Source organism: Actinoplanes missouriensis 431, assembly GCF_000284295.1.
GTDB lineage: Bacteria > Actinomycetota > Actinomycetes > Mycobacteriales > Micromonosporaceae > Actinoplanes > Actinoplanes missouriensis.
The window spans coordinates 6,850,744-6,862,043 of sequence record NC_017093.1 but is presented as its reverse complement, the minus strand read 5'-3'; the positions used below and the strand labels follow the sequence as shown (position 1 = coordinate 6,862,043).

The 11,300-nt window shown below is 72.6% G+C and carries 9 protein-coding genes; 8 read left to right on the top strand and 1 reads right to left on the bottom strand.

Annotated elements, in window-relative coordinates:
- Positions 1–5 precede the first annotated feature (5 nt).
- The 4 genes from AMIS_RS31450 (at position 6) to AMIS_RS42000 (ending at position 5,392) form a co-directional block, all read left to right on the top strand.
- Positions 6–1,154: a transporter substrate-binding domain-containing protein gene (locus AMIS_RS31450; RefSeq protein WP_157435141.1), complete on the top strand. Its 1,149-nt coding sequence runs from the start codon at positions 6–8 to the stop codon at positions 1,152–1,154.
- Positions 1,151–2,185, top strand: a complete 1,035-nt coding sequence (locus AMIS_RS31445) for a hypothetical protein (protein ID WP_014446491.1) — start codon at positions 1,151–1,153, stop codon at positions 2,183–2,185. Before AMIS_RS31450 ends, AMIS_RS31445 begins: the two co-directional genes overlap by 4 nt.
- A gap of 81 nt (positions 2,186–2,266) precedes the next feature.
- The gene (locus AMIS_RS31440; RefSeq protein WP_014446490.1) at positions 2,267–2,989 is read left to right on the top strand and encodes a PP2C family protein-serine/threonine phosphatase; all 723 of its coding nucleotides are present in this window, start codon (positions 2,267–2,269) and stop codon (positions 2,987–2,989) included.
- Between the two features lie 117 nt (positions 2,990–3,106).
- The gene (locus AMIS_RS42000) at positions 3,107–5,392 is read left to right on the top strand and encodes a putative bifunctional diguanylate cyclase/phosphodiesterase (protein ID WP_014446489.1); all 2,286 of its coding nucleotides are present in this window, start codon (positions 3,107–3,109) and stop codon (positions 5,390–5,392) included.
- A gap of 78 nt (positions 5,393–5,470) precedes the next feature.
- Here AMIS_RS42000 and hrpB read toward each other — a convergent pair whose 3' ends face one another.
- Complete coding sequence (gene hrpB / locus AMIS_RS31430) at positions 5,471–8,092, bottom strand: ATP-dependent helicase HrpB (protein WP_041831482.1); 2,622 nt, start codon at positions 8,090–8,092, stop codon at positions 5,471–5,473.
- Positions 8,093–8,226: 134 nt separating this feature from the next.
- On the opposite strand from hrpB, the gene uraD reads away from it, so the two are divergent.
- The 4 genes from uraD to AMIS_RS31410 are packed head-to-tail and all read left to right on the top strand — an operon-like array spanning position 8,227 to position 11,281.
- Positions 8,227–8,721, top strand: a complete 495-nt coding sequence (gene uraD, locus AMIS_RS31425) for a 2-oxo-4-hydroxy-4-carboxy-5-ureidoimidazoline decarboxylase (RefSeq protein WP_014446487.1) — start codon at positions 8,227–8,229, stop codon at positions 8,719–8,721.
- Positions 8,711–9,073: a hydroxyisourate hydrolase gene (gene uraH / locus AMIS_RS31420; RefSeq protein ID WP_014446486.1), complete on the top strand. Its 363-nt coding sequence runs from the start codon at positions 8,711–8,713 to the stop codon at positions 9,071–9,073. Before uraD ends, uraH begins: the two co-directional genes overlap by 11 nt.
- A 13-nt stretch (positions 9,074–9,086) precedes the next feature.
- Positions 9,087–9,938 (top strand): factor-independent urate hydroxylase, encoded by an 852-nt coding sequence (pucL, locus tag AMIS_RS31415; protein ID WP_231859421.1) that lies wholly within the window; start codon positions 9,087–9,089, stop codon positions 9,936–9,938.
- Positions 9,935–11,281, top strand: a complete 1,347-nt coding sequence (locus AMIS_RS31410) for an 8-oxoguanine deaminase (protein ID WP_014446484.1) — start codon at positions 9,935–9,937, stop codon at positions 11,279–11,281. The genes pucL and AMIS_RS31410 overlap by 4 nt, the downstream gene beginning before the upstream one ends.
- The last annotated feature ends 19 nt before the right edge of the window (positions 11,282–11,300 follow it).

Sequence of the window (11,300 nt, the reverse complement as noted above, 5' to 3'; positions counted from 1 at the left end):
CCCGCATGGTCGAGCGGGACGACAGTGACACCCAGCCGGTCGGGCGGCGGTTCCGGCAGTGGACGCCGCCGGATCTGCCGTGGCTACGCCGCAGGATCGTCCCGCCGCCGGACGTCACCGCCGAGGAGATCGCCTCGCGAGACATCGCCGAGCAGGAGATCTTCGAGGAGGCCATCGAGGAGGTCCAGCTCCGCACGGTGGCCGACTGGGAGTTCCGGTTCCGCGCCTGGCGGCTCGCCGGGCTCGGCCTGCTGCTGGTGCTGGTGCTCGTCGTGACGATGAGCCGGCTGCTGGTCGGCGGGCCGCCCTCGGTGGCCCAGCTGCGCGAGCAGGCCGGTGTGGACTCGTGGACCACGCTGAACATCGGCGTGAAGGACGACCAGTACGGGGTGGCCTACTTCGACCCCGGTGCCGGGGAGAAGTGGTCCGGCTTCGACATCGACATCGCGTACATGATCGCCGAGGATCTAGGGTTCCGCCGCGACGACGTCCGGTTCTACGGCTTGGAGAGCGAGGACCGGGCGCGGATGCAGGCGACCGACGCGAAGGGCAAGCGGGTGCCGGTCCAGCTGGTCATCGCCAGTTACAGCGTCACCGACAAGCGCAAGGCCGAGGGCGTGCACTTCTCGGCGCCCTACCTGCACACCGAGCAGTCGGTCATCACGCTCTCCGGTCACTCGCCGGTCTCCGCGCTGGAAGACCTCGAGGATCAGCGTGTCTGCACCCTCTCGACCTCGACCAGCCAGTCCGCCCTCACTCTCGCCGGTGCGCACGTGTCGCGCAAGAACCGGGTCCGGGACTGCTTCGCCGAGCTGGACAAGCGCAACATCGACGCGGTGAGCACGGACGCCGCGATCCTGGCGGGCTGGAAACACAAGTTCCCCGACAAGTACGTGCATTGGGATCTGGGCCTGGAGAACGTCGAGCGGTGGGGCGTCAACGTCGGTGACAACGCGGCCCTGGAGACGCTCGTCAACCTGACGCTGTACCGGTCCTACGCCGATCCCGCCGACGACCGGTGGGAGCTGGCCTACCAGCGCAACCTGCAGTCCGAGATCGACAAGGAGAAGCCGGTTCCGATCGCCGAGGGCATGCAGCCGCGCGTCGAACGGCCCGACGTGCGGCACCTGCCCTGGGAGGATCCGCTGGGATGAGCGAGATCCACACCGGCGCGGTGTCCAAGGAACGGCTCGGGGCGCGCCCGCGCTATCGGGCCGAGCTCAACTGGCTGCTCGCCGTCCTCCCCGGTTTCCCGCTGCTGCTGCTCGTGCTCCGGCTCTGGTACCTGAGCCGGCAGGACATGGCCACGATGCTGCTGCTGGTGCAGTACATCAACCCGCTCGGCATGCTCGGCGCGCTCTTCATCACGCTCAGCTGGACCATCCCGGCAGCCATCCTGGTGATCCGGGTGCTCGGCGGGATCCTGCTGGTCAGCGTCCCCGGGCAGGCCGGCACGTCGTACCTCGCGGTGGCCGCGCTGCGGATGCCCGGCTGGGTCGTCGGGATCGCCGCGATGATCGCCGCGTTCACCTGGCAGATGCAGCTGCTGCCGCTGCTCGCGATGCTGGTGGTCGCGATCCTCGGGCTGACCGCGGTGCAGAGCGTCCAGGGTGAGCGGCCGCTGATGGTCTGGATCACCCTCGGGGTTCCGGTGCTCACCGGCGTGCTGGTCTGGGTCTTCGTGTGGCCCGGCGTGGCCGAGGCGGTCGCGGCCGGCGAGTGGGCCACCGCCGCCCTGCTGGCCCTGCCGCCGCTGTTCGGCCCGGTGCTGACCGGGCCGGTCCCGGCGAAATGGGCGCGGATGGCCACCTACTGGCCGGCGATCGGCGCGGCGTTCGCGCTGCCGTTCGTCGTCGGCGTCGTCTTCCTGCGGGCGCCGGTGCTGCCGGACAGCGCCGTCGAGGTGGCGCCCGAGGGCAAGCCGGTCACCGTCGTCCGCGGTCAGCTGATCGCGGTGGACGACACCTCCACCACGATGCTGCAGGCGGACGGCGCGGTCACGTTCATCCCCAACGGACAGGTGCTGTCCAAGACGCTCTGCCCGGACACGGCGCCGCCGTCGTACAGCGGAGTGACGGTCCGCGGATGGCCCGTCGAGGCCTCGGGACTGCGGTGGATCGCGCCGACTCGCACCGTTACCGAAGTCGATCCGCGGTGCCTCGGACGCCCTCTTGATCCGAGCTGAGTGTATTTTGGTCCACGACATGTGCGACATGCCGCCCACCACGTGCAGACAGCTTGGCATCGACCTGGCAGGCTGCACGCCATGACCTTGCAACTCCGGTGGGCGGCCGTCACCGACCAAGGACACGTCCGGAGCAACAACGAGGACTGTCACTACGCCGGTGACCACCTCCTCGTGGTTTGCGACGGCATGGGCGGGATGGCCGCCGGCGACCTCGCCAGCCGGCTCGCCATCGAAGCCATGGTCTCGCTCGACGCGCCGATCCCCACCGATCTCCAGATGGACGCGCTGCACCGCGCGCTCGAAGTGGCGAACGGCCGGATCGCCGAGCAGGTGGCCGCCGACCCCTCGCTGCAGGGGATGGGCACGACGCTGACCGCGGTGCTCTTCAACGGCGAGCGCGCCGCGATGGCTCACGTCGGCGACTCCCGGGCGTACCTGCTGCGCGACGGACGGCTCAACCAGCTCACCAAGGACGACACCTACGTCCAGATGCTCATCGACCAGGGACTGCTCAAGCCCGAGGAGGCGGCCGGGCACCCACGCCGGGCCGTCGTCACCCGGGTGCTGCAGGGCGAGCCGGTGACCCCCGCTTACGTCATCGTGGAACCGCAGGAGGGTGACCGCTGGCTGCTCTGCAGCGACGGCCTCACCGGTGTGGTCACCGACGCGACGCTGGAGCAGGAGCTGCGCGCCATCCCCGACCCGAAATCGTGCTCGGAGCGGCTCGTCGATCTCGCGCTGCGCGGCGGCGGGCCGGACAACGTCACGGTCGTCGTCGCGGACGTGACCGCGGCGGTCTGAGCCCGCACCGGAAGCCCTGCCTGGCACCCTGGACCGGACGGTAGAACGACCAGGTATTTTACTCCGGCCGCGAAACAACGGGCGCGGCCGGAGAAAATCTGGTGGTGATTGGCGGCCGTGGTCGTTCTCGGTGACCTGGTTCAGCTCGTCGTCGGGCTGACAGCTGCCGCCACCTGCCTGACGGCGGCCCGCGGCCGGGCCGGCATCCCACGCCGCTGGCGGCTGCTCGCCGCCGGCGGCCTGCTGGTCTGGGCGGCCACCCGGCTCGCCGGGATCGCCACCGACCCGCCCCCGCCGGTCGTCGACATCGGTTTCCTGGTGCTGCCTGCCTGCATGCTCGCCGGTCTGCTGGCCGTCGCGCACACCCGGCCCCGGCCGGTGCCCACCTCGCCGCGCCGCGACCAGTTCGCGCTCGTCATCGACAGCGTGCTGATCACCGGCTCGGTGCTGGCGCTGCTCTGGTCGGTGGCGCCCGCGCTGGTCGAGCCCCGGCTCGCCGCCTATCCGGTCGCCGACCTGGTGCTGTTCACCATGGTCGTGCTGCTGCTCACCACCCGGCCCGACTCGCCGGCCGGGCGGCGGCCGCTGGTGCTGATCGGGGCGGCGATCATCGCGTTCGGCACCGCCGACACGCTGCGGCTCTACGACGCCGGGCCGGAGTGGCTGGAGGCGGCCGGGCATCTGCTCGGGCCCGCGCTCATCGCCGTCGCCGCGTTGAGCCCGGTGCGCCCGGCGCCGGACCGGCCCGCGGCGGCGCTTCTCGCGCACGACTGGTTCCACCTGCTCCTGCCGTACGGGCCGGTGCTGGTGGCCGGGGTCGTGCTGGTGGCGCGGACCATCGCCGGGGAACCGCTGACGCCGTTCCAGGCGTACCTGGGCTGGCTCGGTCTTGCCCTGGTCGTCACCCGGCAGATGCTCACGATCATGGACAACACGGTGCTGCTGGACCGGATCGCCGACACCCAGCAGCGGCTGCAGCACCTCGCGTTCCACGACCCGCTGACCGGCCTGGCCAACCGGGCGCTCTTCTCCGAGCGGCTCACGCTGGCGCTCGAGGCCAACCAGAGCCGCGGCGCGCCGGTCGCCGTGCTCTTCGCCGACCTCGACGACTTCAAGCTGATCAACGACACGTTCGGGCACGCCATGGGCGATCGGGTGCTCACCGCCGTCGGCGAACGGATGCGCTCCTGCGTGCGGGCCCAGGACCTGGTGGCGCGGCTCGGCGGCGACGAGTTCGCGGTGGTGCTCGACCACGGCGTCCTGCCGGCGGCGCCGGTCCGGCGCCGGAGCAGGTTCCGGCCCCGCAGGTACGTGCTGTCGGCCGCCGGGGTGCGCGTCCACGACGGCCTCGAACGGCGGGTCGCGGCACGGCGGGCCACGGCGGAACTGCCGTACCCGGTCTGGGTCGCCGAAGCGGAGGCAATCGGCCAGCGCATGCTGGCCGCACTGCGCGAGCCGTACCTGATCGACGGCCGTTCCGTCGGCGTCGGCGTGAGCGTCGGCCTGGTCGCGGCCGAACCCGGCGACCGGCTCTCCGCCGACACCCTGCTGCGCCGCGCCGACGCCGCCATGTACGCGGTGAAACGCCGCGGCAAAGGTGCCCTCGTCACCTACACCGGCCCGCGTGACACCACACCCCACGCCGACCTACCGCAACTGCTGGCCGGCGCGCTCGCCGAGGGCGGCAGCCCCGCCGCGGCCGGCTTCGAGGTCCACTACCAGCCGATCGTGCGGCTCGCCGACTCGGCGACCGTGGCCGTCGAAGCCCTCGCCCGCTGGACCCACCCGGTCGCCGGCCCGGTGCACCCGGACGTCTTCGTCACGATGGCCGAGCGCACCGGGCTGGTCGCCGCGATCGACGACTTCGTGCTGGACCAGGCGTGCGCCGACGCGGGCCGGCTCGCCGAGCGCTACGGCCGCCCGATCGACCTGCACGTGAACGTCTCCGCCGGCCGGCTCGGCCAGCACGGCCTGCGCGATGCGGTGGCGGCCGCGCTGGCCCGCCACGACCTGCCCGCCGCCCGGCTCATCGTCGAGATCACCGAGACGCTGCGGATCCCGGACCTGCCGCGGGCCGCCGAGGTCCTGGGATCGCTGCGCGACCTGGGGGTACGGGTGGCGCTGGACGACTTCGGCAGCGGGTACAACGCGCTCGCCCAGTTGCATGCCATGCCCGTCGACATCGTGAAGCTGGACTCGACGCTCACCGACGTCGACGCGTCGCCGGAGCGCAGTGGGGCGCTGTGCCGGTCGGTGCTGGCCATCTGTGCGGAGCTGGGGATAGCGGTGGTCGCGGAGGGACTGGAGACGGCGGAGCGGGCGGCGGGGATGGCGTCGTTGGGGTGCCCGATGGGCCAGGGCTATCTGTTCGGCCCGCCGGCGCCCCTGGATCGCCTCTCCTGAACCGCCTTCCCCGAGCCGCCTCCCCTGGTCAGCCACCCCGTCCATCCGGCCGGGCGCCGCCGCTCGTCAACCACCCGGTCAGCGGGCTCGGGGGTTGGCCCGGCGTGTCGGGGTGGCTGAGGTCGGGTCCTCGGGCCAGGGGTGGCGCGGGTACCGGCCCCGCATCTCCGCTCGCACCTGGGGATAGCCCTGCGCCCAGAACGACCGCAGATCACGGGTCACCGCCACCGGCCGCCCCGCCGGGGAGAGCAGGTGCAGCAGGATCGGAACCCGGCCGCCGGCCAGCGTCGGTGCGTCCTGCCAGCCGAACGCCTCCTGCACCTTGACGGCCAGGACCGGTGCGGCCGGGTCGGTGTAGTCGACGCGGACGTGCGAGCCGCTCGGCACGGGGAGCCGCTCCGGGGCGATCTCGTCCAGGCGACCCGCCACCGACCAGGGCAGCAGTCGCCGGAGGGCGCTCGCGACGTCGAGTTTGGCCAGGTCGGCACGGCGGCGGGCAGCACCGAGCGGCAGCCATTCGGGGGCGCTGTCGAGCAGGGCGGCGTCCGTGACGTCGGGCCACGGTTCGCCGAGGGCGGCGTGGGCGAACGCGAGGCGGTTGCGCAGTTCGGTGGCGGTCCGGGTCCAGGTGAGCAGGCCGAGGCCTTCCGCGCGCAGGCCGGTGACCAGCGCGTCGTGCAGCCGGGCCGCTGGCGGGTCGGTGATCCGGACGCTGCTGAGCGTGATCGCGCCGAGCCGCTGCACGCGCCGGGCCACCACGTCGCCGTCGATCCAGCCGATCTCGGTGGCGTCGGTGAGCTGGGCGGCGGCTACCTCGCGGGCGGTGGTCTCGTCGAGGGGCGCGGCGCTGCGGATCCGTGCGGTGCGTGATCCGGCCGCGCGGTCCGCGGCGGCCACGGCCAGCCAGGGCGCGCCCATCAGCGAGCTGCCGCCGGCAAGCTCCGCGGCGGTTCCACCCACCATCAGGTACGCGTTTCCGCCCGGCTCCCGAGCCTTCGCCACACGTTCGGGGTAGGCGAGGCCGACGACGAGTCCCGCGGCGAGGTCGTCGGGGATCCGCTCCCGGGGGTCGGAAGGTGCGCGGCCCGAGACACCGGCGGCACTCCGGGCGGCCGAGCGGTCGGCGGCACCCTCCGGGGAGGGGGAGTCGGTCTCTGTCGAGTTCAGGGACGCGGTCAGACGCCGTACCTCGGATTGGAAGGCCGGGTCGTTCGTGGCGCGCGCCCTCCGCACCAGGGTGACCACGTCGCCACCTGCGGAGACGGTGTCGTCGAGGACCGCGACGATCTCCGCGGCCCGGCGCGCGCCGGCCCGGCCCCCGCCGAGCAGGACGGCACCGTCGAGCAGGGCGCGGGCGAGGCGGGGGTGCAGGCCGGCGTCGGCGAGGGCGCGGCCGCGGGCGGTGATCGTGCCGGCCGCGTCGATGGCGCCCAGATCGTGGAGCGTTTCGGTGGCGACGGCCAGGGCGCCCTGCGGGGGCGGGTCGGGGAGCGCGAGACCGGTGCCGCCGGGGTGTCCCCACCACGCGAGGTTGAGGGCGAAACCGGTCAGATCGGCGACCGCGATCTCGGGCTCGGGCTGTGCCGGGAGACGGTCGTGCAGGACCGCGGACCAGCAGCGGTAGACCCGGCCCGGCGCCTCGCGGCCGGCCCGCCCGGCGCGCTGCTCGGCGCTCGCCCGGGACACCGGCACGGTGGCCAGCGCGCCCAGGCCGCGGGAGTGGTCCATGCGCGGCACCCGGCTGAGACCGGCGTCGACGACCGCGCGTACGCCGGGCACGGTGAGGCTGCTCTCCGCGATCGCGGTGGCCAGGACGACCCGCCGGCGGGCACCGGCCCGCAGTGCGGCGTCCTGGGCGGAACCGGACCGGCCGGGGCCGGCCTGCAGCGCGGCGTCCTGGGCGGAACCGGACTGGCGGCCGTGCAGCGTGATCACGTCGGCGTCGATGCCGGTCAGCCGGGCGGCGACGGTTTCGATCTCCCGGGCGCCGGGGAGGAAGACCAGCACGTCGCCGTCGCCCTCGGCCAGCGCGCGGCGGGTGGTGGCCGCGACGTGGTCCAGCAGGCGCGGGTCGACGCGGAGGCCGTGCGGCGGGGTGACCGGGCCGGGCGGCGGCGCCCAGATCACCTCGACCGGGTAGCTGCGGGCGTGCGCGGTGAGCACCGGCGCGGGGTCGCCGGCGGCCGGCCCGAGCACCACCGCGAGCCGATCGGAATCGGCCGTCGCCGAGGTCGCGAGCAGGCGCAGCTCCGGCCGGAGCGCGGCCCGCACCTCGACCAGGAAGGCGAGTGCCAGGTCCGAGTCGAGGTGGCGTTCGTGACACTCGTCGAGCATCACGGCGCCGACGCCGGCCAGCTCCGGATCGTGTTGCAGGCGGCGGACCAGCAGACCGGTCGTCACCACCTCGACCACGGTGTCCTTCGAGACCCGGCGGTCGCCGCGGACCGCGTAGCCGACCCGGCCACCGACCGGTTCGCCGATCAGCGCGGCCATCCGGCGCGCCGCCGCCCGTGCCGCCACCCGGCGCGGCTCGGCAACGATCACTTTCAGCCGGGAGTCCGCCAGCGCGAGCGGCACGAGCGTGGTCTTGCCGGTGCCCGGTGGCGCCACCAGCACCGCCGCCTTCTCCCGGGTCAGGGTGGACACCACCTCGGGCAGCACGGAGCGGACCGGAAGATCCGGGAGGGCGTTGGCTTCGATCAGCACGGAGCAGGTTCCGTTTCTGTTTCGTGGCAATCTGCAGAAGACTTGGGTCTGTTAATTCTTGCGTCTTGCCGATGCGTTCCGCGGACGCCGCCTGCTTGACTGATCAACATTGGCAGAGGGGGTGACGAGTGGAGGCCTTCAACGTGCTGCCCGCCGAGCGTCTGGAGGGTGAGCTGCTGGCCTGCCTGGCAGCGCCGGCGTGGGCTGCCGCGGTCGTCGCGAAGCGGCCGTATGCGGACCGGGCCGCGGTGCTCGCCGCGGCCGACGCCGAGGCGCGGGCGCTGAGCTGGGACGACGTGCTGCTCGGGCTGTCCGCGCATCCGCGGATCGGCGAGCGCGCGGCCGGGGAGTCGAAGGAGGCGGCCTGGTCTCGAGCCGAGCAGTCGGCGGCCGCGTCGGCCGACGAGACCGGGAAGGGGGCCCTCATCGAGGCGAACCAGCGGTACGAGGAGAAGTTCGGTCACGTCTTCCTGATCTTCGCGAGCGGCCGGTCCCGGGACGAGATCCTGCGGGCCGCCCGGGAGCGGCTCGGCAACGACGAGGCGACCGAGCGGACGATCGTGGCCGACGAGCTTCGCAAGATCGCGCTGCTGCGGCTGGAGCGGGTGCTCGATGCCCTCTGACGACGGCACGGCGGCCGAGTTCCACGCCAAGATCTCGACACACATCCTGGACACCGTCGCCGGCGACCCGGCGCGGGACGTCTACGTGCGGCTGGACCGCCGCGACTCCGACGGCTGGCAGCTGGTCGCCCAGGGGCGCACCGACGGTGACGGCCGGTTCCGGTTCCAGGTGCCGGTGCGGGACTGGCAGGCCGGCGGGTACCGGCTCTTCTTCTACGTGGAGCCCTATCTCGGCGGGGACTGCTTCTTCCCGGAGATCACCGTCGCGTTCCACGTCCACGACCCGGACCGTCACTACCACGTGCCGCTGCTGCTGAGCCGGTACGGCTACACCACCTACCGAGGGAGTTAGACAGTTGGCGATCGTGCTCGGACCGAACCGTTACGGCAAGGCGGAGACCCGGCTGGTCCGCGTGATCCGGGACGGCGACACCCACAGCCTGCTGGACTTCAACGTCAGCGTGGCGCTCGCCGGTGACCTGGCCGCCACCCACGCCACGGGCGACAACTCCACGGTGCTGCCGACGGACACCATGAAGAACACCGTGTACGCGTTCGCGAAGGAGCACGGGGTCGGCGAGCCGGAGTCCTTCGCCTTGCTGCTCGGGCGGCACTTCGTGGTGTCCCAGCCGCAGGTGGAGAGCGCCACGATCTCGATCGAGGCCTACGGGTGGGACCGGCTGGGGCCGCACTCGTTCGCGAAGCGCGGTGACTACACGCGGACCGCCGTGGTGACCGTGACCGCGGACGCCGCGCAGGTGGTCTCCGGGATCGGCGGGCTGGTGCTGCTGAACACCACGGACTCCGAGTTCCACGGGTTCGTGCGGGACCGGTACACGACGCTGCCGCCGGCCACCGACCGGATCCTGGCGACCGCTGTGGATGCGAAGTGGCGCCATCTCGCGGCGGACGGGGACTGGGCTCAGTCGTACGAGATGGCGGTTGTCGCTCTGAAAACCGCCTTCGCCGAGACCTACAGCTACTCGCTGCAGCAGACCCTGATGGCGATGGGAACCCGGGTCCTCACCGAGCGGCCGGAGATCGCCGAGGTGCGGCTCGCGCTGCCGAACAAGCATCACTACCTGGTGGACCTCTCGCCGTTCGACCTGACCAACGACAACGAGGTGTTCATCGCCGGCGACCGGCCCTATGGGCTGATCGAGGGGACGGTCACCAGGGACGACGTGCCGGCGGCGATTGCGGAGTGGTGGCTGTGATCATCATTGAGAACGTCACGGTGGCGACCGTCGACGCCGCTGACACGGTGTTCGCGCGCGGTCATGTCGTGGTCGGCGACGACGGCCGGATCACGGCGGTCGGCGCGGGCGACATTTCCGAAAAATCCGGGCGAATCATCGATGGCAGCGGCTGTCTCCTCACTCCGGGACTGGTCAACACCCACCATCACCTCTACCAGTGGGCGACCCGGGGACTGGCCCTCGACGAGACGCTCTTCGGCTGGCTCACCACGCTCTACCCGATCTGGGGACGCCTCGACGCCGACGTCGTCGGTGCGGCGGCCGGCGCCGGCCTGGGCTGGCTCGCGCTCTCCGGCTGCACCACGAGCATGGACCACCACTACGTCTTCCCCCGCGACGGCGGCGACGTCCTCGAGGCGGAGATCGAGGCGGCCCGGAAGATCGGGCTGCGGTTCCACCCGACCCGCGGCTCGATGGACCTGAGCCGCAAGGACGGCGGCCTGCCGCCGGACAACGTGGTCGAGGAGACCGACGAGGCCCTCGCGGCCACCGAGGCCGCGATCGATCGCTGGCACGACCCGTCACCGGACGCGATGCTGCAGATCGCGGTGGCGCCCTGCTCGCCGTTCTCGGTCACCACCCGCCTGATGGAGGAGGCCGCGGTGCTGGCCCGGCGCAAGGGCGTCCGGCTGCACACCCACCTCGCCGAGACCGACGACGAGGAGGAGTTCTGCCGGAAGCAGTTCGGTGTCACCCCGGTGGAGTACGCGGAACGCGTCGGCTGGCTCGGCGACGACGTGTGGCTGGCACACGGGGTGCACCTGGACGACTCGGCGATCGCGAAGCTGGGCGCCACCGGGACGGGTGTCGCGCACTGCCCGAGCTCCAATGCCCGGCTGGGTGCGGGCTCGGCGCGGGTGCGGGAACTGCTGGATCACCGCGTACCGGTGGGTCTCGGGGTTGATGGCGCGGCGTCGCAGGAGGTCTCGCACCTCGGGGCGGAGTTGCGGCAGGCGCTCTACACCGCGCGGCTACGCGGGGGACCGACGGCGATGAACGCCCGGGAGGCGCTGCGGCTCGGGACCATCGGCGGCGCCCGCTGCCTCGGCCGGCAGGACGATCTCGGCTCGATCGAGGTGGGAAAGCTGGCCGACCTGGTGCTGTGGCGGCTCGACGGGATGGGGCACGACGGCATCGACGACAGGCTGGCGGCGCTGGTCTTCGGCCCGCCCGCGCGGGTGGAGCTGGCGCTTGTCGGCGGTACGCCGGTGGTCGAGCGCGGCGAGCTGGTGAACGCCGATGAACAGGAGCTGACCCGGGAGGCGAGGCGGGCTCACCGCAAGTTGATGGCATACCGCTAGCCGGCGCATGATCCCGGTG

Bases quoted from the DNA above. Each gene is read 5' to 3' on its own strand.
- AMIS_RS31450 (WP_157435141.1), top strand. From the start codon at position 6: ATGGTCGAGCGGGACGACAGTGACACCCAGCCGGTCGGGCGGCGGTTC.
- AMIS_RS31445 (WP_014446491.1), top strand. From the start codon at position 1,151: ATGAGCGAGATCCACACCGGCGCGGTGTCCAAGGAACGGCTCGGGGCG.
- AMIS_RS31440 (WP_014446490.1), top strand. From the start codon at position 2,267: ATGACCTTGCAACTCCGGTGGGCGGCCGTCACCGACCAAGGACACGTC.
- uraH (WP_014446486.1), top strand. From the start codon at position 8,711: ATGCCCTCTGACGACGGCACGGCGGCCGAGTTCCACGCCAAGATCTCG.